This window comes from Methylobacterium sp. Leaf88 (genome assembly GCF_001422795.1).
Classification (GTDB): domain Bacteria; phylum Pseudomonadota; class Alphaproteobacteria; order Rhizobiales; family Beijerinckiaceae; genus Methylobacterium.
Map to the genome: position 1 here is coordinate 151412 of NZ_LMMK01000022.1, position 24619 is coordinate 176030.

At 60.4% G+C, this 24619-nt stretch carries 24 protein-coding genes and 1 pseudogene; 10 read left to right on the forward strand and 15 right to left on the reverse strand.

All coding sequences use genetic code 11. The features are described 5' to 3' along the window. Window positions 1–250: 250 nt before the first annotated feature. The 4 genes from ASF20_RS23390 to ASF20_RS14110 form a co-directional block, all read right to left on the reverse strand. Window positions 251–2155 carry a DUF927 domain-containing protein gene (locus tag ASF20_RS23390; RefSeq protein WP_082501344.1) on the reverse strand — a complete coding sequence of 635 codons (1905 nt, stop codon included), beginning with the start codon at window positions 2153–2155 and terminating at the stop codon, window positions 251–253. A 5-nt stretch (window positions 2156–2160) separates the two neighbouring features. Then, window positions 2161–2538, reverse strand: coding sequence for a hypothetical protein (locus tag ASF20_RS24095; protein ID WP_156648070.1), 378 nt, complete (start codon window positions 2536–2538; stop codon window positions 2161–2163). Continuing rightward, the gene (locus ASF20_RS24735) at window positions 2538–2783 is read right to left on the reverse strand and encodes an AlpA family phage regulatory protein (RefSeq protein ID WP_082501345.1); all 246 of its coding nucleotides are present in this window, start codon (window positions 2781–2783) and stop codon (window positions 2538–2540) included. The genes ASF20_RS24095 and ASF20_RS24735 overlap by 1 nt, the downstream gene beginning before the upstream one ends. A gap of 497 nt (window positions 2784–3280) precedes the next feature. Next, on the reverse strand, window positions 3281–4519 hold the full coding sequence (locus tag ASF20_RS14110) for a site-specific integrase (protein WP_082501346.1): 1239 nt from the start codon (window positions 4517–4519) through the stop codon (window positions 3281–3283). A gap of 645 nt (window positions 4520–5164) precedes the next feature. Between ASF20_RS14110 and ASF20_RS14115 the strand changes: the two genes are divergently transcribed. Together ASF20_RS14115 and ASF20_RS24100 are read left to right on the forward strand one after the other, a co-directional pair. After that, window positions 5165–6514: a hypothetical protein gene (locus tag ASF20_RS14115; RefSeq protein WP_156648071.1), complete on the forward strand. Its 1350-nt coding sequence runs from the start codon at window positions 5165–5167 to the stop codon at window positions 6512–6514. A 267-nt stretch (window positions 6515–6781) separates the two neighbouring features. Then, window positions 6782–7162: a DUF3775 domain-containing protein gene (locus ASF20_RS24100; RefSeq protein ID WP_162242624.1), complete on the forward strand. Its 381-nt coding sequence runs from the start codon at window positions 6782–6784 to the stop codon at window positions 7160–7162. Between the two features lie 417 nt (window positions 7163–7579). Here ASF20_RS24100 and ASF20_RS23400 read toward each other — a convergent pair whose 3' ends face one another. The 5 genes from ASF20_RS23400 to ASF20_RS24110 form a co-directional block, all read right to left on the reverse strand. Continuing rightward, window positions 7580–8122, reverse strand: coding sequence for an AAA family ATPase (locus ASF20_RS23400; RefSeq protein WP_162242625.1), 543 nt, complete (start codon window positions 8120–8122; stop codon window positions 7580–7582). A gap of 17 nt (window positions 8123–8139) precedes the next feature. Then, window positions 8140–9693 (reverse strand): GNAT family N-acetyltransferase, encoded by a 1554-nt coding sequence (locus tag ASF20_RS24105; RefSeq protein WP_156648073.1) that lies wholly within the window; start codon window positions 9691–9693, stop codon window positions 8140–8142. After that, entirely contained in the window at window positions 9665–9973 is a 309-nt protein-coding gene (locus ASF20_RS14125) for a hypothetical protein (protein ID WP_056275029.1), read from the reverse strand. Before ASF20_RS14125 ends, ASF20_RS24105 begins: the two co-directional genes overlap by 29 nt. Window positions 9974–10131: 158 nt before the next feature. Further along, on the reverse strand, window positions 10132–10641 hold the full coding sequence (locus ASF20_RS14130; RefSeq protein WP_156648074.1) for a hypothetical protein: 510 nt from the start codon (window positions 10639–10641) through the stop codon (window positions 10132–10134). 27 nt (window positions 10642–10668) lie between these two features. Beyond that, window positions 10669–11988, reverse strand: coding sequence for a hypothetical protein (locus tag ASF20_RS24110; protein WP_156648075.1), 1320 nt, complete (start codon window positions 11986–11988; stop codon window positions 10669–10671). Window positions 11989–12217: 229 nt separating this feature from the next. Between ASF20_RS24110 and ASF20_RS14140 the strand changes: the two are divergent. From ASF20_RS14140 to ASF20_RS24115, 3 genes and pseudogenes are all read left to right on the forward strand, one after another. Next, window positions 12218–13274, forward strand: a pseudogene (locus ASF20_RS14140) (IS5 family transposase). After that, entirely contained in the window at window positions 13271–13609 is a 339-nt protein-coding gene (locus tag ASF20_RS14145) for a hypothetical protein (RefSeq protein WP_056275035.1), read from the forward strand. The pseudogene ASF20_RS14140 and the gene ASF20_RS14145 overlap by 4 nt, the downstream one beginning before the upstream one ends. 353 nt (window positions 13610–13962) lie before the next feature. Continuing rightward, a complete protein-coding gene (locus ASF20_RS24115; RefSeq protein WP_156648076.1) occupies window positions 13963–14193 on the forward strand; it encodes a hypothetical protein in 231 nt (76 codons plus the stop codon). A 217-nt stretch (window positions 14194–14410) separates the two neighbouring features. Here the strand turns inward: ASF20_RS24115 and ASF20_RS24120 are convergent, their stop codons facing one another. Continuing rightward, the gene (locus ASF20_RS24120; protein WP_156648077.1) at window positions 14411–15226 is read right to left on the reverse strand and encodes a hypothetical protein; all 816 of its coding nucleotides are present in this window, start codon (window positions 15224–15226) and stop codon (window positions 14411–14413) included. 157 nt (window positions 15227–15383) lie between these two features. Between ASF20_RS24120 and ASF20_RS14150 the strand changes: the two genes are divergently transcribed. After that, window positions 15384–16070 carry a KilA-N domain-containing protein gene (locus tag ASF20_RS14150; RefSeq protein WP_156648078.1) on the forward strand — a complete coding sequence of 229 codons (687 nt, stop codon included), beginning with the start codon at window positions 15384–15386 and terminating at the stop codon, window positions 16068–16070. Here the strand turns inward: ASF20_RS14150 and ASF20_RS23405 are convergent. The 4 genes from ASF20_RS23405 to ASF20_RS14170 all read right to left on the reverse strand — a co-directional run bounded on the left by ASF20_RS23405 (window position 16006) and on the right by ASF20_RS14170 (window position 19666). After that, window positions 16006–16961, reverse strand: a protein-coding gene (locus tag ASF20_RS23405) for an IS630 family transposase (protein ID WP_108040964.1) whose coding sequence is annotated in 2 segments (ribosomal slippage) — window positions 16006–16622 and window positions 16622–16961 — 957 coding nt in all. Because the reading frame shifts where the segments join, the coding sequence is not laid out codon by codon here. The genes ASF20_RS14150 and ASF20_RS23405 overlap by 65 nt on opposite strands. A gap of 221 nt (window positions 16962–17182) precedes the next feature. Next, a complete protein-coding gene (locus ASF20_RS14165; protein ID WP_056275045.1) occupies window positions 17183–18253 on the reverse strand; it encodes an IS630 family transposase in 1071 nt (356 codons plus the stop codon). 56 nt (window positions 18254–18309) lie between these two features. Further along, window positions 18310–18933: a hypothetical protein gene (locus tag ASF20_RS24125; RefSeq protein ID WP_156648079.1), complete on the reverse strand. Its 624-nt coding sequence runs from the start codon at window positions 18931–18933 to the stop codon at window positions 18310–18312. Window positions 18934–19126: 193 nt separating this feature from the next. After that, window positions 19127–19666 (reverse strand): hypothetical protein, encoded by a 540-nt coding sequence (locus ASF20_RS14170; RefSeq protein WP_056275046.1) that lies wholly within the window; start codon window positions 19664–19666, stop codon window positions 19127–19129. Window positions 19667–21004: 1338 nt separating this feature from the next. Here ASF20_RS14170 and ASF20_RS14175 point away from each other — a divergent pair. After that, complete coding sequence (locus tag ASF20_RS14175) at window positions 21005–21484, forward strand: hypothetical protein (RefSeq protein WP_156648080.1); 480 nt, start codon at window positions 21005–21007, stop codon at window positions 21482–21484. 207 nt (window positions 21485–21691) lie between these two features. Here ASF20_RS14175 and ASF20_RS14180 read toward each other — a convergent pair whose 3' ends face one another. Further along, on the reverse strand, window positions 21692–22366 hold the full coding sequence (locus ASF20_RS14180) for a Crp/Fnr family transcriptional regulator (RefSeq protein ID WP_056275050.1): 675 nt from the start codon (window positions 22364–22366) through the stop codon (window positions 21692–21694). Between the two features lie 214 nt (window positions 22367–22580). Here ASF20_RS14180 and ASF20_RS14185 point away from each other — a divergent pair, with 214 nt between their 5' ends. From ASF20_RS14185 to ASF20_RS14195, 3 genes are read left to right on the forward strand one after another with little or no spacing between them, the layout of a single operon-like run. Then, window positions 22581–23381, forward strand: coding sequence for a pentapeptide repeat-containing protein (locus ASF20_RS14185; RefSeq protein WP_056275052.1), 801 nt, complete (start codon window positions 22581–22583; stop codon window positions 23379–23381). A 43-nt stretch (window positions 23382–23424) separates the two neighbouring features. After that, on the forward strand, window positions 23425–23814 hold the full coding sequence (locus ASF20_RS14190; protein WP_056275054.1) for a thioredoxin family protein: 390 nt from the start codon (window positions 23425–23427) through the stop codon (window positions 23812–23814). A 6-nt stretch (window positions 23815–23820) separates the two neighbouring features. Continuing rightward, a complete protein-coding gene (locus ASF20_RS14195; RefSeq protein ID WP_056275057.1) occupies window positions 23821–24540 on the forward strand; it encodes a cytochrome c biogenesis protein CcdA in 720 nt (239 codons plus the stop codon). Window positions 24541–24619: the final 79 nt, after the last annotated feature.

The following is a 24619-nucleotide window of genomic DNA, read 5'->3' on the forward strand; positions in this document are numbered from 1 at the left end:
AGAGGCCTGTGGTCTTTGGCTTGATTGAAGCATCAGGCGCTGCTCGATAGGGCACGCCGCTAGCAGGAACGGGGAACAGGGGAACAAGGGAACAAGGGAACGTACAAGCTCCAATACCGACTTTCCAACCGAACTGGCATTTCTTCCCAACAGACGTAGAAATCCGCTCCTGCAGATAAATCGCAAGCGGTCATACGCTGTCCTCCAATCCCTGTTCCCCGTGTTCCCCTCACGAAAACGTCCAGCGGGATTAATCGCGCTCATCATCGAAAATCGAACTCTTCACGACGTAAAACCGCCTGTTGCCCAGAGGACTGCGCTCCTTGCGCTGCAGCTTCGTGCTACCACGACCATCCGGTTCCCCGAGTAATGCCATTCCACGCTCAGCCAACGCGCGGATCAAGGCACCTGGATCGTAACCTCTCGCGACTTCGCTCCGCCAAGTTTCGGGTAGCACAAGCCAGTGCCGGTCCTCCCCTCGTCCCCGGACAAAGCCAACGCGATTGTGAACGGGACGCACTAGGTCTGTATCAATTGGCTCGAAGCGGCTCTCGCCGTGCGCCTCTAGAAATTGCCGAACTTGGGAAATTCCACTGCCGGTCTCTGCAGCACCTGTTCCACCACGGGTTCGCAACCAGTCCTCGAAGAGGCGGTGTGTCGCTGCAATCGCCCTCCCCTCCGACCAAGGAACGATCTTGAGTCTTGTGGCGAGCTCGCCGCCTGCTGCAACAAGCGCAAACCGAGCCGCAACCCGAGCGACCTGTCCATCGGCTCCCGCCGGTACAGCCCGCTGGACAAACGCTGCACCGATATCGCGGATCTGGCCCCGAACATTGTCGAGCTCTGCCGCGATCAGTGCTGCGATGAAGGCGGGGCCAGCGTGACCAAAATCCCGTACTGCAGCGGTTTTCAGCGCGTCAGCAAGCGTCCGACCAGCGTCCTCCCCTTCCGCACTGGTCGAGGGCAGCACATCAAAAATCCCGCAACCGTGACCTGCATCGGCGGGCAAGTCGACTATGCGGACCGCCTGCCCACCCTTCGGCCGACGGCCGGTGTCATCCTCCATCAGCTTGGCAGCCAGCGAGTCCTCGCCCGATGATAGAAATAGCACCCGCCATTGCGCCGGGGTGCGAACCTCGCCCGTGCGGCTCGCACGGGCTTTGCCGATGCCGTTTGCGAGAAGGTAAGCGGCCTCCCCTGCAGCCTGTGAGCTGGCCTGCCCGAGTTCGTCCAACACCAGCAGAGTGTCCGCGTGAAGAGCTGCCGTTCCCTCCAGACCGTTCGCCGTGGAGCGCCAGGACGCAACAAAGCCGGGCGTGCCGCCTCTTCCCCAAGCGCTGGCAGCGACTTGCAATGCCGTCGACTTCCCGCGTGACGAGGCGCCGAACAGGTTAAAACCGCCGCCCTCGACATCAGCGAGAGTGAGCAGTGGTCCGGCGAGGGAAGCTGACACAACGAACGCAAGCCGGGCATGATCCTGGGCGGGACGGGCCACGCCGGACTGCCAGCCCTCCAGAGTGCCCGACCGCGAGAATGCGGCATGGCCCGCTTCGCCCGCCTGCAGAACGACGTCCAGCCCGTCCGCAGGGATCGTGCGATCTGGCAACACGAACACCCTCCCATGCGGAAGTTCGTGCCAGCCGGTACGGCCAACGATCGTAATGCGACGCTCTGGGTTGGCAGCTGCCAAGTAGGCGACGAGCATCGCCCGAACGCGCGGGCCAGATCCGATCTCAAGACCGCCGTCGGCAAGGTGCTGAACGATGCGATTCCCGTCGGTATGCGCGAGAGCCTGAGGCATGACCCATTCATGACGACGCCCGTCTCCATCCCGCCAGTGAAGGAGTAGACCCCATCCACGACCGGCGATGTCTCTCGCTCGACCGAGGATCTCGATCGGGCCCGAAACCCGGACCCTGCCCTTCCCTGCATCGAACGTGAGGCCAGCCTCATTCATGATGAAGTCGCCGACGGACACGTACCGACGAACACCTGATGCCGATGCTGTCGGGGCGGCGGTCGTGTTGGGTTCTTCGACCCTGAGAGGGACTGCGTCGACGGCAAATGGCTCGCAGGCCGCATCCGCTGCAGGATCGTCCACCTTGATGTCGGCTGCCTCGGACGTGAACCGACTGAAATCGATGGCTTCCGTCATTTCGACTACTCCCGATCGGTGTTGCTGTGCGGCAGGCTCAAACGCTGCGCAGGCGAGGTGGCCTGATGAGACCCAGGGGCTGCATCGCGCAGAAACCAGCGGATGATCGCTCTCTTGATCCTCCTGGCACGGTCCGAGCGCTGCTCAGCCAGGGCGTAGACAGGAAGCCGGTCAGGCGAGGGTTCGACGTTGACGATCCGCCCGAGCTCTTCGGCGCGCTCACAACGTGCACGAGCTGCTTCCGTGTCAGGAAGCATCAGGTACTCGGCAATGCGCGCGAGAGAAGCCGTTTCACCCGCTTCTTCGATAGAGCGGACCGCCTCGACCACTTGACGAACAGCCACGGGTAAGGATGAGAGGTGAGGCAAGATGTTGGTGCTCATCACGCGACACCCCGCTCAATGAGCGCGCGCACGTCCTCGGCCCGCCAAACCGTCACACCGGGCAGAAGCCTGACCGGGCGGGGAAACCGACCCGAGGCCACGTGCTTCCACCAAGTCGAACGGCACACGGGGATAGGTCCCCGCGGCGCCAGGATGTCCTTGAGCCGGACGAAGCCGGTTGCGGGGAAGGAGGTTTTCTCCGCCGCGGTGCCATCCAGGCGAGCGATTTCAATCGGTGCAGTCATGGCCCACCGTCCCTTTCTGTCTTGGAGACAAGGCGGGCGATGCGGTTTGACCGCAGCGCGCCCGCTGGTAGGGTTGGCCCGCTCCTTCGAGAGCACGGGGTTTACCCCTCGGGACCGTCAGACCCTGGCCGGTCTGGCGGTCCCGTTACTTGTCTTCCGCTCCTCTCTCGCGGGAAAACCGATCCCGATCGGCCCGTCGCGGGTCCGATGAGACGGATCTGGAGCCCGCTCGAAGTCTTGTCAACGTCGACCGCGCGTCGAATCAAGTCAGACTAAAGCACATGACCCGTGATCAGGCGTTTGCATGAATGCTAATCGAGTTGTAGGCCTATAAATACCTAGAGACTGCCGCAGGATCTCGGAAGAACTATGGCGGACAGCGGGTTTCGATCTGTCGAAAACTTGGCGGTCTCGCCGACGGGTTGAAATCGATCTGACGGGAAGCTTCCAGCACGCGTGGCACGTGCGGAATCGCACATGCAGATGTCCAAAGAAGGTCACTCTCCCAAGCTCAGGCGAGGCACCGGATCCCTAGGGGGAACCGACGCATCGGCTCTAGCCCCGATGTTTGTCGTCTCAGGACAGCCATCGCAATGCTCAGCCCAAGCCTGCATCAGAAGACGCCGTCGCTCCAACGCGTCGCCGCGCCGATATGCTCGTTCCGTCGCATCACCGACGACATGCGCTAGAGCCGCTTCGGCGATCTCCCTAGGGAACGCCGTCGTCTCACCGGCCCAATCGCGAAGGGAGCTGCGGAAGCCGTGTGGGGTTACATCGATCTTCATGCGCCGGAGCACCGCTTCCAACGCCATGGTCGATAGCGGCCTGCCCGGCTTCTGCCCCGGGAACACGTACTCGCTCACCGGAAGAGCGGTCATGGTCTGAAGCACTGCGCATGCGCTGTCTGACAGCGGCACTCTATGCAGGCGCCCTCCCTTCATCCGTGCAGCCGGCACCACCCAAATCCTGGCAGGGAGGTCGAACTCCGCCCACCTCGCGCCGAGCACCTCGGAGGTACGCCCCCCTGTCAGCACTGCGAGCTCAAGCGCCCGTGGGGCAACGCCGCCCATGGTCCGAAGCCGAGCCATGAACTCCGGCACGTCCTCGAAGGGCATCGCGCGATGGTGCCCGCGCGTGAGCTTCGCCGGCTTGGGCAGAAGCTTGTCGAGGTGCCCACGCCAGCGAGCTTTGTTCTCGCTTTGAAGCATCCCGCGCGCTTTTGCAAAATCAAGTGTGCGTTCGATCCGCCCGCGCAGACGGGAGGCGGTTTCAGGCTTGGTACGCCAGAGCGGCGTGAGGACACGCAGTACGTCATCCGTCGTGATCTCCGACACGGACTTGGCTCGAAGCGGGCGAGCGTAGACGTTCAACGTCATCTTCCATTGCGCACAATGCTTCGCGTTCCGCCATGACGAGGCCATGCTTTCGATGAGAGCATCGGCGGCTTCACCGAATGTAATGGACGTCCGCTGCTCGCGCTCTGCGAGCGGATCGCGGCCCTCAATGACCTGCTGGCGCGCACGAACGGCAAGTTCGCGTGCCTTGGAAAGCGAGACGTCACGCGCCGAGCCGAGTCCCATCTCCCGGCGCCGGCCGGCCACCTTCCACATGAAAAGCCAAGACTTCGCTCCTGTCAGAGTGACATTGAGGTAGAGCCCTCCCCCGTCCGAGTGCCGTCCTGGCTCCGTGAGGGTCTGGACCGCGCGAGCGCTGAGTTTGTTGATAGGCTTAGCCATGCAATCCAGCACCGTTCCCCACCGTCTTCCCCACCCAAGAGCTCGGATCGCGCCGGATCGAGGTAGACACTGGAACTAAGAAAATAGCACTAAATCAGTGATTTATCGAACCTTTTCCAAGGAGTTTCGCACACCAACGGACGTTCCTGGACCGTGATTTGGCGGACACCCCTTCCGCCAAGTGTTCTGGTAAGTCACCGTGACTAATGCGTTTTTGGGTTGGATGCCACTACGAACCACATCTTGCCCCACATATTGAACTGGCTTGCGTCGGACGGTTTTGGATTAGACGAGACAACGTGCATTCCCTTAAGACAGGGGCCGATCCGTCATTTTCTGTTGCAGCTGTCGTGCATGCTGCGACGTTTCCCGCAGCAACGTCTGGCTCCTCACGTAACCCTTTGCGTTTTGTGCTCGAAGCTTGAAGGTGATCGCATCACTGGTCGATCATGCCCGAGACAAGCGCCGGCCCTCGCAAATTGTGAGCTCGCTGCGTCAGATCGCGATCTCGGTGGCGCAGATCAGGATCCGTTTAGCCGGCATGTAGCGAACTTCTGTATGCGATGCAGGGTATGTCGACCGTGTAGGCGATGTAGACTGTGCATACCCTCTATGTGAACTGAACTTCTCGGATCGTCCGGGAAGATGAAGCTGGCCCGCACTTTCGCGGGTGTCTGGAGCTTCCTGTCCATGCCGACTTCAATCAGTTCGCCGTCTTTTAGCGTCCTTTCTTCTTCGTCCGCATCGCTGCGCTCCAGCCCGGACTGCAGTTCGTCACCGCCCAACACCGCTATCACCCGAGTGCACGTCCTACGCATCGTACCCTTCGTGCCGGAAGCGATCTTGCGGCAGCACCACGTCTTCGTTCCGTCCGATAACCGCTTCACTGCCGCCTGCCGCCTGTTGGCCGCTCTATGGCGCCATGACCAAGGTTTACCCTGTGGTATCCACACGCCGGGGCCGCGGCGCAGGGCCGGCGAGGCTTCGTCCACCGCCCTACTCCCAAAGGCCGTCCGCCTGGGCTCACGCTTGGCACCGGCCGCGGCCCGGGCCGGGGCGACCTTCCTCACCCCTGAGATCGGCTCCTACGCCCGGGAGGTCCTGTTGTTTCGTGAGCCCGGCAGCCTCTGGGAGGAAGGTCGGCTCTGGGGCAACCTACTCTCCAGCCAGGCCATGACCCTCAACCTGCTGGCCCCGATGGCCCGGGACCTCGATCTCGCCACGGCAGTCTGGCGCCTCCTGCTCGCGGGCTTCGTCCACACCGTCACCGCGTTGCGCTTCGAGCACAGCCCCGGTCGGCGCGGGCCGGACTACTTCGGTGACGGCACCGCCTTTGACGTCCTGCTCGATGTTGTCACCCCTGATGGCGAGCCCGCCTTCGTCGCCGTCGAGGTCAAGTACGTCGAGGGGATGAACGGACCCACGCCCCCGCCGCGACCGTGCTACGCCGAGACTACCCGAGCCAGCGGCCTCTTCGTCGAGCCCGATGCTGCTGTGCTGCTCCAGCCCGGCTACGAGCAACTCCGGCGCGAGCACGTCCTGACCCAGCTGATGGTGCAACAGGGCCTTGCCGCCCGCGCCCATTTCGTCCTACTCGGTCCCGCCCTGAATCGACGGGTTCATGCAGTCGGCAAGCTCTATGCCAACGAGCTACGCCCCATCGATACGGCTGCGGAAGTAGACCGCGTCGGCTTCAGCGCGTTGACATTAGAGGCGGTGGTCGCCGCGCTAGCCGCGGCCGGGGCAACGGAACTTGCTGCTTCGTTCACCGCCCGTTACCTCGATCTAACCCGAGTCGTGCACTGCGTCCTCGACCAAACCCCGTCAGAGCTGCAGCCGCGCCGCTCCGGCCGCCGACCTTCGTCGGTCCTGCCGACGCCGTCGGCGACATCAGCAACTGCTGCAGCCCGCGTGACGACCTCCGTGCAGCAGCGGCCCTACAAGCTGTCTAGCGGCCGGACGCGGGGCGTCGTGCCAGCACCCGTCAAGCCATAGCGCTTTAGAACGCGCCGAGGCGCCGCGAGGCCGTTATGGGCCCCGCGGTTGAGTTGTCAGGGTCGGCAATCCAGTAAGCCGTGGGACGCCAATTGTGAGGCTTTGAAGCACCATTGAAGCCCACGCCCGCCCCACGGGATTCACAGGCCTACCGAAGCGTGAACCCAGAGCATTGGCGGATGGGGTTAGCAGCAGAAATATTCAAGACTTGTCAGTCATGATAAAATCCCATTTAAGGCCTGCATGCGGTCACAGGGAGCACCGAAAATGCTTCGACATATCAGCATGTCGCAGGTTCAGAACGTTATAAAGCTCGCGGAACAGCTCAACGCGAAACATCCGCCGGACCCAAATGGAGTTTCTTCGCCTAGCAATCCGAATGCCTATCAAGGTTACCGACAGGACGAAGCTCCACTTGTCGCAGCGATCAACTCCCTCTCGGAGCATGCTAGGGCCGAGCTCATGGCACTGATGTATGTCGGCCGCGACGTGGTCAGCGGCTCGAACACAGTTGGTACGCTTGAGGAAGCGTATACTGACCGGCTTCGTGAGGCCAGCTCGCACGACACCCATCAAATCGCTGACAAAGCTCCGGCGCTTCCAACCTATCTGCGGAAGGGTCTAGAGACTGCCTGTCCGGGCTGCTGATTCACAGTCCAATGGCTGTGGGACGCCAATTTTGAGGCGTTGAGGCACCATTGACGCTCGCGCATGCCCCAAAAGGACGACAGAGCGGAACCAAGAACAGGTGCCCCTTTACCGCACAAGGGGTGTCGACCAAACGCTACAGGTTCTGGTCCACAAAGCGACGACTGAAGCTGGCGAAAGCTGGTCACTCGCGCCTATCTTCGTGTACCCCCGGAGGGGAAGAAGCACTCCGGCAAGTCCTCCTCCCGCTGCCGCCGTGCGGTCCGGCCGGTGGAAGCTCCGACGTCCGCTTCCGCTGCTGTCGCTGCTTCGTCCTCCGAACCGCCGAGTGCTTACCTTCGTCCGAACCGTCCACCGTCAACACAGACGGTGCGGTTCGCTTGTATGGCTAACAACCTAGAATTTAGGTGGCCTTTTTCAAATTCGAGATGACTCTTCCAATTTATGGATGAAGTCTAGTGTGTTCATAGTGTCGATTGGTGAAACTTTCTGGATTGGTGCATCCAGATCCGCCGCGTATCTGTCTGCTGCTTCGCTGGATTCTTGCTGCTGACTCACCAGCTCATCCAGGCTTCTATCTGGCCGAAATCTCGCATCCGTTTCCCTTCTACGCTTTATATGTTCTACGCTGTCTTCGACCAGTATAATTCCTCCAATATCCAATGATTGAAATGCCTCAACCGGCAGTTTAATCAGCTCTCTGCCGTTATCGATAACTATGTGAGCCTCAAGAATGGCTGTCTGTTGCCATTTGCCGCTCCGCGCACGTCGGACCGCCTCCGATAGCAGCATCTGATTTGCCAAGATAACATCGCGATTTGACGTGCGGAGTTGTTCTGGGTCTGCCTTAAGAGTCTCTCTGAGGAGGGTGCCAGCGCTCAGGCAAAGTAGATCAGGCCGGGCTTCGGAAATTTGCCGTGTTAGAAAACTCTTTCCAACACCAGAGATACCGAGCAGCACGACGAGTGGGCCCGGCCTCATAGCGCGAAGCCGAAATTCATAGAGGGCAACAGTGTGCCTAAGCTATTCCGCGGAATCGGTGTAATCGACTGCGGCGGAGCTTTCAGCACACCACCCTCAAGCAGCTTTTCGATTTTGATGACCGGGTCGAGATGGCCGATCAAAAGAAAATCTATAACTGTCACGCCGTTCGGTGCATCTTCGACGGCCTGTTTCAGGTCGTCCTCGGAATAGACAGACCGACCCGCGGTCGATCGGGACAGATCGCGGTAGTCGTGGGCGCGACGGATCTGTTCTACCACGCCGACTGTCGTCACGGCCTGAGAATGACATGCGCTATCTTCCCGCGACTGGTAGAAAAATATAACATCGCCGGCCTTCATCGTCTTGTTAAAGCTGCGGCAGACGTAAACCTTGCGAATTGTGTTTCCTGGCTTCCGGCCAGCCTGTCTCAGATCGAATGTCTGGTCGCCGAACAGAGGCATCGGCTTAAGTCGCGCAGCCTCGGGAAATAGCTGCCGATGGAAGCGCCATTGGATGGGGATTGCGAAAAGAGAAACAGGGTCGCGGATGGTGAAACGGGGATAGTTCCTCCTTAAGACATCTGCCAGATCTGAGTGGCCTGAGATCTCAAGCCGAGTACGGCGGATTGGCTTAACAGCTACAATCTCCCCGGCGGCACTTTTGGCGGTGGTCTCGAAGCCGTAACGCTCAATTAGATCGAGCAAAGCGATCTGTTTTCGATATGTCGTAAGATAGACGAAATCAAAACTGTTCTGCTGTGCGTGCAAAATGGCCTTTCGCAACAGAAGTTCGCCAACCTTATTGCCTTGAGCGTTGTCTGCTACCTTGAATGTGCAAAGCTTTAGTGCGCGCAGATGCGATGCGACGCCTATTTCCTCACCGGATTCCGACTTTCGCACAACAAGACCATGCACCCGACCATCGCTGCCCAAAATTGTCCAACATGGTCGATGTTCAGCGACGCACCTGGCCAACCACCAGTCCGAGAACTCTGTGTAATCTAGACGTAAGCTTTCGAATATCGGGTCCCTTGGATCTAAGCTGTATGCGGGGACGTCGGAGACATGCGGCAGTCCGTCATCGGCAGGATCCTGTAGCGATTTCAGCCAAGCAACAGCGTCACTCAGCGTGATTACTCGCTCCTCGAGATCCCCGCAGCGCACACGTCGATGTAATCCAGCGTCCTGGCTTACGAGAATATCGACGGCTTTGATCGAGAGCGCGTGCAGAAGCGCCACGTCGACGCGGTCGTTCTCGGAACGTATTGTTCCCCAACGGGCTTCCAACTCCGCGACGGGCGGCAATGGTATCGGCGCGAGCTGAAGGAACTTAGAGACGCGGGATTCCGATATGGATCGACGGTATCGATCCGGATCGCGGTCGAAGTCGTCGAGCGTCGATGGGTGCACATAGAGGGCGATTGCGCCTGCCAGACAGCGGCGCGCGAAATCGGCGACAAGTGGTTCGGTCTGCCCAGGGTCCTCAAGGGCGATCAGCACATTGGTGTCGATTAAGAGCCTAACCCTGCTCATGGTCGATGAGGTCACGGTGGGCCTCTCGCAGGACAATGTACGATTGCGGCGCGTTTAGGCCATGCGTGGACCGCATCTCATCCAGCCGGATCGGCGCGGCAAACCTCCTGGGGCGTGTCAGCATTAGCGCGCATCCTTCATCGACGCCGTCGAAGTAGCGCATGAAGTCGGTCTTGGTGATTGACGCGCGGTTGCCGTATCGGCTCCACAATTGCGCAATTGGGAGGCGTGCGACATTCTCGATTTGCGTATAGCCAACGACGGCGGCGATTGGCTGTGTCGCGTAGATCAGCATCCTGCAACCTGAGCCATGCGACCCAAATCGTCGACGCAACTCGACGTCTTTCTTCCCGTCGAGGATCAGCTCAGCATAATGATTATGGATGCTGAATAGCAGCGTCGGCCCTTCGCAAGTATCCGAGGGAAACAGAGACTCTTGTCCCGGCGGCGTCTTCACGTGTTGAGAGAGGGAACGAGCGAGCCATTGAACACGTGCTCGATTACCCCAGGCCGATAGAGAGACCTGATGCGGGCCGTCTCGACGAAGCCCAGTCTCCGCATCAACGGCTCGAACTCGGCGTAGCGCTCAGCTGGCACGGTGAAGAGGGGGCGAGCTTCGCCAAGCCACTCGATCGATTCCTCGAGCAGTCGGCGTCCAAGGCTATGCCCGCGCTCGGCCTCTGCTACCCAGGCCGTGCAGATCTTCGACTCGCCGCCTTCCCGCTTGAGAATCGCGACCGCCGACGGCGCGTCGAGACTGCCCTCCCAAAAAAGGTGCCGATTGCCGCTTGAGAGGCCAGGCACGACCTTGTTCCAGTACCAGGATCTAAAGCCTGGATAGGTGCCCTCGAGGCGCGACAGGGTCGACCACAGCAGTTCCGCTTCTCTGACGAGAGAACCGGTAGCGGTCTTGTTGGGCCCTGCGTGCAGGGGCAAGGCGTCGGTTGTCAGCGGCATCGGCATCGGCATCCCTAGAACCATAGTGGACCCTCAACGCTGCCGAAAGGGCTGCGGCTCGCGCATCTGCCTTCTTTTCCACGCCTGGATGATCCATACCGCCACCATCGGTGCGAGGGCGACGATAGCGAGAAGCGATCCGGCAATTAGGTTCGCATAACCCGGTCCGAGCTGTGGGAAGCCGGCGGCGCGTAGGCTCCGACCGAGCACCGATAGAACAACGTTGAGAATCGCTCCACCGACGCCGCCGATAGCGAGAATTGCGATAAGGTATGTCCAGATCCGTGGCCTGCCGGTGCGGAAACTCGCATACGCAATAAAATCGTCAATCGTCTGGTCTTCTCCGTTTTTTTTCCCCGCTAGCTCGCGCCATTGATAGATGGTCATACCCTCTGTCGAACGATTATGAGGACGTGATGTTGGTTTTCCAACACTAAGATAGCTTGACCAGATTTCGTCCTCGAGACGACGGACTTTTCGGAAATTTTGATGCTGGCTGCTGAGCTGGTAATCTCGACTACGTATCAAGAAATAATGGATCGACTCCAGAAAAAACTGTCCATCGGCAGTGCGCTGCAATACATCCGGAGGGAAGCTTCTGCGCTCGTTGAGCCGGAATTCGGTAGTCTCCAGAATGTCCTGCGTAAGAGCGAGTCCCACACTGGCGGCCCGATCCTCAGTTGAGAATAAATTTTGAGCCGGTCCTTTAAGGAATATGCGCAGTCTTATATAGTGTTCTTTGTAATACTTGTTAGCTCCAACGATATCTGAGCAAATGGAATTGTTGAGAGCTATAATTGTGCCGTTCGGTTTTCCGGGAACGCTAACTGTATCAATCGATATATCGCTAGTAACATTGAGCTTATATATTGCCCGCAATCTTACGGGTTTTGATTTGACTATAAAATATCGGTCTTTATCGCGCACTAAGGTGGAGACTTCATTAAAAACAGCGTTTAACGTCTCGACGTCTTTAAGCGCCCCGCTTAAATCGAATACATCACCTGCATTGATATGTGTGGGAAGATAGAGATAGATGCGATCAATCTTCTCGACCTGAGTCAGCAGTAGTCCAACGTCGAGAAAATTGAATTGCTTATCTAGATCTCGCCAAAGATTGACGTGAAGCCGCAGTCGAGGTTGCAATGCCGCTAGCCGACTTTCCGCGCTCTCTCGCAATGCAGCTTCGGCCTCCTTCGGCGCTGAAAACTCGGCTTTCTCAGGCGCTAATGGAGATTCGGCGCCCGCAGGCTGCGGTGACGCATCATTGCTTTCGTACCAGAGTGCAAGAGTGCCGTTCATCTGCGGACCATAGGAGGGCTTCAACTTGAGTGCGACGACATAGGGACTCAATCTGGACTTATCCTCCGTTTTCTACGTCGCATACCCCGTCATCGTCCCGACTGGTCTCGCTTTCGAACGATCCGGATGCCCTGGTGAAGCCTAACCTCGTTGCGTGGTTGGGCTCTCTCGACGGCTTCGAATGCCGCTACGGCGCCGTCTAGCAGGGTGTTGAAGAAGTCCGTGGCGTGCCAGGGGTTGGCATGATTCACTGCTCTCTGGCAGTAAGCGGGGAAGGCAGATGCGGGGCTCGGATCGGCGTTCGGGGGTGTTGTTCTCGTATGTGGACCTGGAGGCTCGGGTTCGGTCCGATCATCCTCTGCGGGCCATCCGACAACTGACGGACGAGGCGCTGGCGGCCCTGAGCGGGTGGTTCTCGGCGCTCTATGCGGCCCGGATGGGTCGTCCGTCGATCCCGCCCGAGATGCTGCTGCGGGCCATGCTCCTGCAGGCGTTCTACTCGATTCGCTCGGAGCGGCAGCTGATGGAGCGGCTGGAGTTCGACCTGTTGTTCCGCTGGTTCGTCGGGCCGGGCATGGACGATCAGGCCTGGGACCCTTCGAGCTTCACCCGGAACCGGGACCGGCTCCTGGCCGGTGAGATCGCGGCCCAGTTCCTGGCCGCCATGCTGGCCCGGCCCCGGGTCAGGCGGCTTCTGTCCAGCGATCAGTTCAGCGTCGACGGTACGCTGATCGAGGCCTGGGCGTCGATTCATGTGCTTCAAGCCCAAGGATCAGGGCGGCAACGATCAAGGGAAAGTTCCGCCGCCATCCGTCGGCGGGCGCAACGTCGAGGTCGACTTCAGGGGGCAGACGCGCTCGAACGAGACCCACGAAAGCACCACGGACCGAGAAGCCCGCCTCGACCGCAAGGGTCCGGGGATGGAGGCCAAGCTCTGCTTCATCGGCCATACCCTGATGGAGAACCGCCCGGGCCTGATCGTGGACACCCGCCTGACCTTGGCGAACGGTCACACCGAGCGGATCGCGGCGTTGTCGATGATCGAGTCGAGGGCGGATCGACCCAGGGCGATCTCGGTGGGTGCCGACAAGGCCTATGACGCCGAGGACTTCGTCAACGAGCTCAGGTCGATGAACGTGCGCGCGCACGTGGCCCGGAACACCAACGGCCGCCGCTCCTCCATCGACGGACGAACCGCCCGCCACGCCATCAAGACCGTCGGCGGCCTGCGCAAGGCCCGCTTCATAGGCTGCGACAAGGTCGGATGGGCCTTTACTTTGACGGCTGCGGCCTACAACCTCGTCCGCCTGCCAAAGCTGCTCGGGGCTCTGGCGTGAGCGTCCTGGGCAAGTGGCGGATCGTTGATCTGCCCGGCTACGAGGACGACTACGCCGACATAGTCGAGCCGGCCTACATCCTCTTCGAGGACGGCCGCGGTGAGTTCGCCTTCGAGTGTATCACCGGAGCTTTCGCTGACGGAGCCACCCGCGGGAGCGATTGCGCCGCCATCGTGTTCGATTGGATTGGCAACGACGAGATGGATGCGGTCTGCGGCTCGGGATCGGCCGAGGTCGAGGCCGACGGCTCGCTTCGCGGCGAAATCCGCGCCCACCGCGGCGACGAAATCCCCTTCATTGCCCGCCGTTGGCTGACTTCTTCAATACCCTGCTAGCGGATAGATTGTGGGAGATGCAGCATTGCTAGTTCGATCAAGAGCACCAAGCGCTCGCTGCCCTCCGTACCTGCATCGTCGCGCAGTTTGCTGTCGACGTTGCCTTGCTGGAAGGAGCGCCGCCCGCGCCCATTTCGTCCTACTCGGTCCCGCCCTTAATCGACGGGTTCATGCCGTCGGCAACCTCAAGACCTACGGCGACTTGCAATAAGTGCCTGGCAGCGTTGCGTTTTTAGCCCTAATACCGAGACCTCGGGGCGCGACAAGAGCAGACAGCAAACCCCCTGAAACGACACACATAAACAAGCGCGGACGGCCGCGCCGTGCGACTTCAACGCGACAAGGAATGCGACATGACCGCGACCGATGATGGCGACCTTCTCTGCGGCTATGAGGACATCGGCCGGCACCTTCGGCTGTCATCCCGGCAAGCGAAACACCTCGCGGAGATCGCCGCTATCCGGCGTTCAAGCTACCGGGCAGCAACATCGTCCGCGCCCGCCGCTCCACCCTCAACACATGGCTCGCTGAACGCGATGCTGCCGCCGGGAAAGAAATTGATGCTTCGGTGCCGTAAGCAGTAACGCGAGGCAGTCAGAGATGACCAAGTGATCAGCATGCCCGATTTGACAGCCTCCGGGCTGATCGCTCGCCACCTATGCAGAGCACGGACACCTGAGAGCTTCTTAGTACATCAAGCCAAATTATGCTCTCATCGCCAACTCGCACAAAGTTTCCGTGTCTGAAGGACCACCCCTGAGATTAGTCACCATTCACGAAGATCATTGTAGGCCGCTCAAATCAGAACAGCTCCATTTGAGATACAGGATCTTGATCGGGAAAAATCCTTCTTTTCATATCAGATAATTCAAGTCTCTCGACGGATTTAGCCCCCCGGTGAACCCAAAGATCATCCGAATATTCTCTTAGAGCTAAATTAAAACATTTTTGGGAAACTTCTAGATATCCAAAATCTAATTCGTGCTCAGCCCATAACTCATAAGTAAAGCCGCGCTCATGGGCTAAGTTATCGGATTCAGAAAGATAGGCGACTGCATCTTCCATCGCGACACGAGCAGAGTCGACCTCGCCACTTTGAAATAAGAACCTGCCATACCCTCGCAAAACGGTAGCGTCTTCAACCGGAGAAGATCGCGATTTCGTTGCAATCAAGTACATGCTTTTAGCTGTATCAAGATCCGATAGATCGGCAAAAGCTCTTGCTGCCAGCTGATATTCCCAGCGGCTTACAAGCGGTCCTATGCGCCCCATGAGTGATAGAGCAACACGCGCGTGAAATCTCCTTTGATCGTTGATAAGGCCGCCGAAGTTTCTAGGGTATTTGTCAGGATCATTATTTCTTTTCGCAGACTCCATATTCAGATCTAAGATTTTTTGCATCGTATCTGACAATTGCTTTCGCAAGGCGTAAGCGCCCTCGCGACCTTTCTGCCTATAAGATATCAAGCTTATCAATGCAGATGACGTAGATATAAAAACAGAAACTATCCCAGTCAAAATGACAAATTTGTCTTTTTCCGGCATAGCTTCAAAGTTATTTACTATCTTTGTTGCCCATTCCGTCAAATCGGACCACCAATTAATATCAGAAATCATAGTATCGCTTTCAACAATGGTTTGTGTGTCTCGGTTAGTTGTTCTGGACTAAAAAATCCGGCTGCACCAGCCTTGCCAAATCCCCAACAATCCTAGGCATTTATTCGTTTTTGATGCGATCATCACAGTGCAGCTTGATCGCATTCAAGAGAGCGCCATGATGTATGAAAAGCGCAACCTGCCTGCACCGCTCACCTATGGCGGCCAAGTCATCCACGATCAGGATGCGATGGTCTCGCTCACCGATATGTGGCGAGCCGCCGGCTCGCCCCGGCAGAAGACGCCAGCGAATTGGCGGGCGCTTCCGGGCTCGCGCTCCTTCGTCGAGCATGTTGGGGCCGTTGTCGGATTATCCGATGACGCTCTGTTCGTGAGCCGGACCGGCGGGCACGGCCAAGGCACTTGGGCACACTGGCATCTCGCCTTAGCCTACGCGAAGTACCTGAGCCACGAGTTCCACCTTTGGGCGAACCATGTGGTCCGCGAACGGATGGAAGGTATCAGGGCCACCCCGGAGATCGCGGCAAACCCTACGGACCCCGCAACCATCCTGCAGGTCATCCAGCACCTGCAGAGCCAGGTAGTGGCCCAGGGAGGTCGGCTCATCGCCCTTGACCAGATCGAGGCGTCAGAGGGGTCGCGCTGCATCAGCGGGAGCTTCGGGACCGCCTCCTACGCACCCGAGGGCGCAAGTGCGAGGACTGCGGACGCATTGGCACCCGCATCTATTGCGACCATGTCCAGGAGATCAACGACGGGGGTGCTAGAGCGGCATCCGATCATGTTGGATCATATGCGTCGTAGCCTGCGGCGGCGAGATACTGGCGGCATTCGGCTGGCGTGAAGCGTCTGAAGGCTTGTCGGATTGTGTCCCAGAGGTCGCTGATCGTTCGCGCGGCCTCGGCTCGAAGAATGGCCTTGAGCTTGGCGAAGGCGAGTTCGATCGGGTTGAGGTCGGGGGAGTAGGGCGGCAGGTAGAGGAGCCTCGCCCCGGACGCCTCGATGCGTTCGCGGATGCCGCTGACCTTGTGGGCGGGCAGATTGTCGAGCACGACCGTGTCGCCGGGCCTGAGGGCTGGGACGAGAGTTTGTTCGACATAGTCGCGGAAGCGAGCGCCCGTCATCGGTCCATCGAAGAGGGCGGTGGCTGTCAGGCCGCTGGTGCGCAGACCGGCGGTGACCGTGATGGTTTTCCAGTGGCCGAACGGCACCGCGACCCGGCAACGTTCGCCGCGCGGGGCTCGCCCATAGCGGCGGACCATCTTCGTGTTGGTGGCGGTCTCGTCGAGGAACACGAGCTTGTCCGGGTCGAGATCGAGCTGGCGCTCGAACCAGGACAGGCGCGCGGCCTTCACGTCCTCCCTCTCCTGCTCGGCGGCGTAGCCAGTGTTTTTTTGCGCGTGATGCCGTGGCGCTTGAAGAAGCGGGACAGGCTGCTGACCCCGACCCGCAGACCCTGTTCGGCCAGACGGTCGCGCAACTCGTGCAAGAACAGCTCGGGTTGCGCTTCGTAGGTCTGCCGGATCAGGTCGGCCTGCGCCTCGATGGTGTGCGAGCGTTGATCGCCGCCCATCGGCTTGGCGTGTGTCCGACCCTCCTGCACGAAGGTCCCGTGCCAGCGCACGGCGCTGGCCGGGCTGACCTCGAAGCGCCGCGCCGCCTCCCGGCGCGAAGCCCCCGCCTCAATCGCGGCCACGACACGCTCACGCAGATCAACGGACAGGGCAGACGCCATCGGCTCTCCTCCGCGGAAAGCTGTCCATCGAATCACATCACCGCCGCGGCCGAAACCCTAGACGATTCAAGTCGATCGGTGACCGCTCTAGCTTAGATGAGACCAACATTAGACTGCGATGCGGGTCGTGTCACACCCGGAAAACGGCAGATTTGAGAGCCAAGCGCCATGGGTTGCGCCTCTTTGAAGCGAAGCACCCATCGCAGGACTAGTGCACTGACTCAGACAGATGGTGCAGGGACGCGTTTGAGAGCGCTGAGGATGGCGTCGGCGGGTTTTGTCCAACGGAAGGGTTGTGCCCGCTGGTTGTGCTCGGCGATGTAGCGTTTGATAGCGGCTTGCAGGTCGACGATGCCGGTGAAGGTGCCGCGCCGCAGTCGTCTACGCGAGAGGACGGAGAAGAAACCCTCGACGGCGTTGAGCCAGGAGGCCGAGGTCGGGGTGAAGTGAAAGGTCCAGCGCGGGTGGCGGGCGAGCCAGGCGCGGACCTTCGGGTGCTTGTGGGCTGCATAGTTGTCGAGGATGGCATGAACCGTCTTGCCGGCCGGCACGGCGGCCTCGACGCTGTTGAGGAAGCGGATGAACTCGCCGTTGCGGTGCCGCTGCATGCAGCGGCCGAGCACGGTTCCTTCCAGGACGTCGAGGGCGGCAAACAGCGTGGTGGTGCCGTGGCGGGTGTAGTCGTGGGTCTGGGCGGCGGGGTGCCCTGGGCTGAGCGGCAGGGCGGGACGGGTGCGCTCCAGCGCCTGGATCTGGGACTTCTCGTCGATGGAGAGCACCACCGCGTGGCGCGGCGGCTCCATGTAGAGGCCGACGATGTCCTCGACCTTCTCGGCGAAGGCGGCGTCGTTCGAGCGCTTGAATGTGCGCACGCGGTGCGGCTGCAGGTGGTGGGCCTCCCAGATGCGTTGCACGGACCGCAGCGAGATGCCGACCCGTTCGGCCACGGCGCGACCGGCCCAATGCGTGACCTCGCCCGGCGGCTCGGAGCAGGTCAGGGCCAAGACCTCGGCGACGGTGTCGGCCGAGAGCGGCTCCTTGCCGGGCGGGCGGGTCTTGTCGTGCAGCAGACCCTCGACGCCTTCCTCGGCAAAGCGCTGCTGCCAGCGCCAGACCGCAGGACGGCTGGCGCCGGCCCGCCGCGCCACCTCCAGCACCGACAGGCGTTCGGCCGAGAGCAGCACGATCGGGGCACGCTGGACGTGCTTGAACGGACGAGACCGGTCACAGATGATGCTCGTCAGCCGCGCCCGGGCGGCTTCGTCGAGGAGAACACAGACAGTCTGAGCCATCCCCCCAGACTCGCATACCTCACCGCGAAGGTGAATCCTCCGTATGCGTCACTGCACTAGCCTCCTGCGCTGCGTCCTTTAGCGGAAGAGCCAAAGCCACCACGTTCAATTGTCAAGGCGCGGCCATCGCGATGGTCTTCACAAAACGACGCGAAAGCGCGGCGCAAAATTTCAATACTGTCAGAATACCCAAATTTACGGATAAATTCATCCAAGTACCCAACTTTCCTTATTTGCTCAACCCAGTAACCAACCTTCGGCAAATCCTCAGGTTTGAACAGTTTCCGATTGAGGCCGCTTGCGATTAAGTCAAGCCAGGACAGCAGGTCATCCATTGAAGTTCTGTATAACTGGAGTCGCGGCTCGGCATCCATCTCTTCAAGAGTAAGACCTGGCACCATAGCCCGCTTCAGCACTTCGGGACTATGCTGGATGTAATCAGATTTTTCAAAGAGAAGAGGTCGGAGAGGTTCCGGAACTACCAGCCGGCCACCGTTCCATTCTAAGGCGCGGCAAGCAAATACAAGCACAGGATTGGCCGTCAAATCCTTCAGATACGCGCTGGCAAGCTCAGCCCTCTTCCAATGAACTGCCTTCCTTGCATTGTATAAGGTGATCAACCAACTACCAGCGGCTATAATGGCGGCCGCGGTCGCGACTGTCAGGGTGTCGTAAGCCACAATATCTTATCCTTGCTTCAGTTACGCCGCGCACAATAGGAGCCACCATAAGCAGCAGCAATCTGTATGGCGAGTTAGCGAATGGCGCCGTTAAAGCCGTCCCGGACGAGGCCAGCATGCCCCGGCGACGTGGCGCATGGCGCATAAGGAAGACCACAGACGCAAGGCCGCGGCGGCACGGCATTTGGCACACTTAGCTTGCACCGCGGATGGTCAGCACTTCGCGCCGAACGACGTCAAACAGCCCATGGGTAGCGTCGAGAGCATCGCTCATCAGCGGAACGTAGATGGATGCCACCTCAAGAACGGTCGCCGGTTGTTTGTGACCGTATCGGAAGTAAAACATCGACGCAGCTGGCGCGAGCTCCCGGATCATGTTCTGGTGCTTTGGTGCAATAAACGGCTTACCGCTACCGAGACGTTCTTGGCATGCGTCAAGTAGCAGCCTAAGATCGTGGTTCATCGGTGGCTTGTTGAGAGTTTTGGCGTCTACACCACGGTTCAAAAGGAACGCCTTAAGGCAGAGTTCGAGGGCCTGACAAAGCAGCATGTACCTTGGTCGCAGCAGCCGGATCTCTTCACCGCAAGTCTCTGTCATCAGCTCCACCGCGGTCAGGTATTCCTCTGCAATGAAGAACTGGCCGTGCGCATCGCGGTCGCTGATCGCGCTGGCCAACGTAAAGCCCGGCTTTTCGAGGTTGATAGTCAGGATCGTGTGAAGGTCGTTAGCCATCTGGTCGCCCCTGGCAGCAAGAGGGCGCCATGTCTCTGGCAGAAGACTCGGGACTGCAAGGGGTGGGGGTGGCCAAGAAGTCTACACCCCTAAGGTTTTGGCATCACATGGAATCCCACGCGCACTTTAGAACGCGCCGAGGCGCCGCGAAGCCGTTATGGGCCCCGCGGTTGAGTTGTCAGGGTCGGCAATCCGATAAGCCGTGGGACGCCAATTTTGAAGCTTTGAAGTGCCATCGTGGCCAACGCCTGCCCCAAGAGGACGGCAAAGCGGAACCAAGAACGGGTGGGCCTCGGCGGCACAAGAGGCGTCGACCAAACGCTACAGGTTCTCGTCCACAAAACGGCGGCTGGAGCTGGCGAGAGCTGGTCGCTCACGCCTATCTTCGTACACCCCCCGGAGGGGAAGAAGAAGTCCGGCAAGTCCCCCTTCCCCTTCCCTTCCCCTTCTCCCCTCTCGCTGCCGCCGTCCGGTCCGGCCGGTGGCAACTCCGACGTCCGCTTCCGCTGCTGCTCCTGCTTCGTCCTGCCCCTGCTTCGTCCTGCCTATCCTCCGAACTGCTGGCTGCTGCCTTCAGTCCGAGCCGGCCGGCTTCGGCACAGGCCACCCGTTTCGCTCGTCCGACCGAAAGCTGCCAGCGAACATCCTGGTGCCGATCTCCTCACTGAGATATCTGCTCTGCCTTACAGCGTGGCCGCCTGAATGGCGGCCCGGTCACAGTTCCCGTGGTCGTCCTCGTAGGAGTCGTCCTCGGTTGTCCTTCGTTTCCCGTCTGAGTTGTGGTCCCATCGAGCCAGCCGCTGTACACCGCACCAGCGGAGCGGAGACGATGTGACGAGTGGCAGCGGCATATACCAGCCCGGCCACTCGTCACATCGTCTCCGCGGCACCGCGGTCGTTGCGTTATTCATCCCCGATGCCGGTGCAATCTGACGGGTATAAAGAGATCCGCCCGGCTAGGTTGGACCCCAGCCTTGCGCTGTTCGATCTCTGTCTCGGTTCCCCCGAGCTAGGCTTCGTCAGCCTTCACGAGTTAGCCGCGCTGCTTGGCGGTCTGCGCCTATCAGCCAAGCGTGATCGCCCCTTCATTATCGACCATGATCGACCGCCCGCGGTCAGCCCAAGCCGCCGCGACGCGGACAGCGGGCTGCCTTCGTAAACTGAAGCGCAAGTACGGGGCTGAGCCGCGGCTGCCGATCTCGCTCTATTATTCGTGAAAATAGAACGTTAATTATATGGATGTTGTCTGGAGCAGTCGCGCCCAAATGCGTATCCCAGACCCGGTGAGCTATATTGCTTGGCTATCAGCACCGAACCAGATCAAAATGGGCTCCCATCATGCCGCTCCATACCCTTCATACGCTCGAAGATTTAATAGTTGCTTCTCACAATCTACATCATGCCATGCTCGACGAGGGTGCAACCACGCCGGCAGCAGTGGCTGCTATCCTGGACCAACAGACACCTTCGTTCTCGGCCGCCGATCGCCGCGCCATCATGCGTCTGGTGGCCGCCACGGCGGGATACGTAGCGACTGCGCTCGATGAAGCCATGCTGACGGCCATGGACAGCGCACGCTGGACGCACACCATTGCGGCCGTGGCGCTCCAAGATCGGTGGGTGAGTTATGACCTGCAGGTCTGTCTCGGAGACCATCCAGACGATCCAAAGAAGGCGGAGCTGCGAAACCGAGAAATCGAGTATCTCCGGGCATCCCTGACTGGTGTTTCTGCAAATACCTTCGGCCGCCTTTTCCAAGACCAACTGGCTCAACCAGCCGTGCAGGAGCAACAGCACGATGTCTGGACTCCTTCGTAAACGCCTCAGAGCGAACAGATATCATTGCTGCGAGTTGGAACAACTCCTCCGCGGACACCCTTCGCGATGCCTCGAACTACAGGCTGCCTGATGCCTTAGGCAGAGCGGCAGCATCGTGCCGGTGTCTGCTCAAGTTTGGGCCGTCCGCTTGCGACCCGATTTGGTCATTCCGTCTGTTCCACTGGTCGCTCATAACCGGACGTGGGGTCAGTTCGGCCCCCTCGCTGCTAAGCTCGCCCGGTCGATCACCTGCACCTGGCCTCGGCGGATCTCGACAAGCCCGATGTCCGCCCATTCTCCAAGAAGGCGGCTGACGACTTCACGCACACTGCCGACGTCCGATGCGAGTTGCTGGTGTGTCTTCCAGACGATGCCATCGGCGTCGGCCTCGATCAGCAGCCGCCTGGCGAGGCGCTGTTCCAGGGGGGCGAAGGCGATCTCCTCGACCAAGTCGAACATGCCTGACAGTAGCCTCGTGTAGTCGTCGAGGACGAAGTCCCGGAACGTGTCGCTCTCCCGCATCAACTGGCGAAAGGTATCGGCCGGCAACGCGGCGAGTTCGGTCCTGGCTTCCGCGATGCTTTGCGCTGGGAAGCCCCCGCCCGAGAGCAAGCATTGGGTGGTGAGCACGCAGGTGCCGCCGGCGCCGACCTTGTAGATCAGCATCTCCCGCCCGCTCTCCGACATCCGGAACACCCGGGTCCGCCCGTCGATGCACATCAGGTAGTTCGCACAGGCGTCTTGGAGCTCGTAGGCAATCGCGCCGGCCTCAAGCACGGGGAAGTGTACCGTGCCGCGGGCGATCTGGAGATGGCTGGCGCTGAAGCTCCGGACCAGCGGAAAGCGCTCGATCCAGCGCTCGACCTGGTTGGCGCTCTGCATGGTTCGTCCTCCCGGAGGTCAGCGGTCGTTGGATGCCACCATACCCCGTTGAAGCAATGGATCTTCGCATTAGGGAGCCATCGGTGACCTGGGTCACAGACGGCGGGAACAGACGCCAGTACCACCATCTTCAGAGAACAAAAATCCGCCCAAACGACGGTTTGAGGAAGCACAGGCTTTCCATGGACCCGGGCGAGATGATCCGGGAGAAACCATGCGCCGCCTCGCCCCCCTTTTGCTCGCCTCCGTCCTTCTGGCCGCCCCGGCCCATGCCGAGCAGGACCTGCTCTTGGGCGCCGACATGGGCTCGGCCGCGATGACCAAGGCCGAGATGACCCGCGCCGACGTAGAAGCGCTGATCGCCAAGGCGGACGGCAAGCCTATCGACCTCTCCGATAAGGCGCTTGCTGGCCTCGACCTCTCCGGCCTGAACCTCAAGGGTGCAAACCTGCGCACCGCCCGCCTGAACAAGACCAACCTACGCGGCACCGACCTAAGCGGGGCAAACTTGGAGCAGGCCTGGTTCATCAAGGCTGATCTCAGCGGCGCCAAGCTCGTGGGCGCCAAGATGTTCGGTATCACTGCCCGGGATGCGAACCTCAGCGGTGCCGACCTCAGCCGGTCGATGCCCATCGGCGACTTCAAGGGCGCCAACATGGCTGGGGCGACGCTGGTCGACCTCAAGGGCGGCGCCGACATCAAGAACCAGTCCATGGGTCTGATGCGGGCCGTGTTCGTCTCGGTGAACCTCAAGGGGGCCAACCTGAAGGGAGCGAACCTCGGGCGCTCGCGCCTCGAATACGCCGACCTCACCGATGCCGACCTCACCGACGTGATTCTGATGGGCTCCGACCTGTCGGGGGCCAACCTCACCGGCGCGACCGTTGCGGGAGCCGACTTCAAGAACGTCGACGTCACCGCCGCCCGCCTCATCGATCTCAAGGGCCAGGACAGCGCCAAGGACTGGTCCGCCCGTGTGAACGTCGACCGGGCGATCACGCAGGTTTCGAAATGAGCCTGGACTTCCACCCTCAACCATCCATCACGGGACACCATCCATGACCACCCGCCGCATCCTGCTCGCCGCCTTCGCCGTCGCCCCCATGCTGTTCGGAACAGCTGCCGGCGCGGCCGAGATGACCTACACGCATGCCGCGTTCGAGGCTGCCCAGAAGGCCGGCAAGCCGATCCTCGTTCACATCACCGCTCCGTGGTGCACCACCTGCGCCGCTCAGAAGCCGATCCTGGCGAAGCTTGAGGCCGATCCGAAGTTCAAGGACCTGCAGGTGTTCGACGTCGACTTCGACAGCCGCAAGGACGTGGTCAAGCAGTTCGGCGCGACGATGCAGAGCACGCTCATCACCTACAAGGGCGAGAAGGAGACCGGGCGCTCGGCCGGCGAGACCAAGCCCGAGGCGATCTCGTCGCTCCTCGACAAGGCGCTCTGAACCGTCATGGTCACGAGCCTGAGCCTCGCCTTCCTCGCCGGCATCCTCTCGGTGCTGTCCCCCTGCGTGCTGCCGTTGCTGCCGCTGGTGCTTGGTGCGGCGGCCTCGGAGCACAGGCTCGGGCCGGCGGCGCTTGCCGTCGGCTTAGCGCTGTCCTTCGTGGTCATCGGGCTGTTCGTGGCCACCGTCGGCTTCGCCATCGGCCTCGATGCCGGCATATTCCGGACCGGGGCCGCCATCATGCTCATACTCGTCGGGCTCGTCCTGATGGTCCCGGTGGCCCAGACCCGGCTGGCCGTGGCCGCCGGCCCGATGAGCAACTGGACAGAGAACTGGTTCGGCGGCTTTTCGACCGCCGGCCTGCCCGGTCAGTTCGGCGTTGGCCTACTGCTCGGTGCGGTGTGGAGCCCCTGCGTCGGTCCTACCCTTGGCGCTGCATCCCTGCTCGCCTCGCAGGGACGCGACCTTGGCGTCGTCGCCCTTACCATGCTGCTGTTCGGCTTAGGTGCCGCCCTACCACTCTTGCTGCTCGGCACCCTGTCACGCGAGGTGCTGATGCGTTGGCGAAACCGAATGATGGGTGTGGGCAAGGGGCTGAGGGCGACGTTTGGATTGATCCTGGTAGTCACCGGCGTGACCATCGTGCTCGGTTACGACAAGGTTCTGGAGACCGGTCTCGTAAACGCTTCGCCGGCCTGGCTGACAGACCTGACGACAAGGCTCTGAGCCCACGAGCCATCTCCGCTGAACGAATGTCTACGGTTGCGGTGCACCGACCGGACGCGGACTGGCAAGAACCCACCCA

What these genes read in the sequence shown, in the direction of transcription:
- ASF20_RS14130 (WP_156648074.1), bottom strand. Translation starts at nt 10,641, where the DNA reads ATGCCGATGCCGCTGACAACCGACGCCTTGCCCCTGCACGCAGGGCCC.
- ASF20_RS14110 (WP_082501346.1), bottom strand. Translation starts at nt 4,519, where the DNA reads ATGGCTAAGCCTATCAACAAACTCAGCGCTCGCGCGGTCCAGACCCTC.
- ASF20_RS24095 (WP_156648070.1), bottom strand. Translation starts at nt 2,538, where the DNA reads ATGAGCACCAACATCTTGCCTCACCTCTCATCCTTACCCGTGGCTGTT.
- ASF20_RS14165 (WP_056275045.1), bottom strand. Translation starts at nt 18,253, where the DNA reads ATGGCTCAGACTGTCTGTGTTCTCCTCGACGAAGCCGCCCGGGCGCGG.
- ASF20_RS14180 (WP_056275050.1), bottom strand. Translation starts at nt 22,366, where the DNA reads ATGCAGAGCGCCAACCAGGTCGAGCGCTGGATCGAGCGCTTTCCGCTG.
- ASF20_RS14185 (WP_056275052.1), top strand. Translation starts at nt 22,581, where the DNA reads ATGCGCCGCCTCGCCCCCCTTTTGCTCGCCTCCGTCCTTCTGGCCGCC.
- ASF20_RS24100 (WP_162242624.1), top strand. Translation starts at nt 6,782, where the DNA reads ATGCTTCGACATATCAGCATGTCGCAGGTTCAGAACGTTATAAAGCTC.
- ASF20_RS14125 (WP_056275029.1), bottom strand. Translation starts at nt 9,973, where the DNA reads ATGCTGATCTACGCGACACAGCCAATCGCCGCCGTCGTTGGCTATACG.
- ASF20_RS14175 (WP_156648080.1), top strand. Translation starts at nt 21,005, where the DNA reads ATGCCGCTCCATACCCTTCATACGCTCGAAGATTTAATAGTTGCTTCT.
- ASF20_RS14190 (WP_056275054.1), top strand. Translation starts at nt 23,425, where the DNA reads ATGACCACCCGCCGCATCCTGCTCGCCGCCTTCGCCGTCGCCCCCATG.
- ASF20_RS23390 (WP_082501344.1), bottom strand. Translation starts at nt 2,155, where the DNA reads ATGACGGAAGCCATCGATTTCAGTCGGTTCACGTCCGAGGCAGCCGAC.
- ASF20_RS14150 (WP_156648078.1), top strand. Translation starts at nt 15,384, where the DNA reads ATGATGTATGAAAAGCGCAACCTGCCTGCACCGCTCACCTATGGCGGC.
- ASF20_RS14195 (WP_056275057.1), top strand. Translation starts at nt 23,821, where the DNA reads ATGGTCACGAGCCTGAGCCTCGCCTTCCTCGCCGGCATCCTCTCGGTG.
- ASF20_RS24120 (WP_156648077.1), bottom strand. Translation starts at nt 15,226, where the DNA reads ATGATTTCTGATATTAATTGGTGGTCCGATTTGACGGAATGGGCAACA.
- ASF20_RS14170 (WP_056275046.1), bottom strand. Translation starts at nt 19,666, where the DNA reads ATGGCTAACGACCTTCACACGATCCTGACTATCAACCTCGAAAAGCCG.
- ASF20_RS24115 (WP_156648076.1), top strand. Translation starts at nt 13,963, where the DNA reads ATGACCGCGACCGATGATGGCGACCTTCTCTGCGGCTATGAGGACATC.
- ASF20_RS14115 (WP_156648071.1), top strand. Translation starts at nt 5,165, where the DNA reads ATGAAGCTGGCCCGCACTTTCGCGGGTGTCTGGAGCTTCCTGTCCATG.
- ASF20_RS24735 (WP_082501345.1), bottom strand. Translation starts at nt 2,783, where the DNA reads ATGACTGCACCGATTGAAATCGCTCGCCTGGATGGCACCGCGGCGGAG.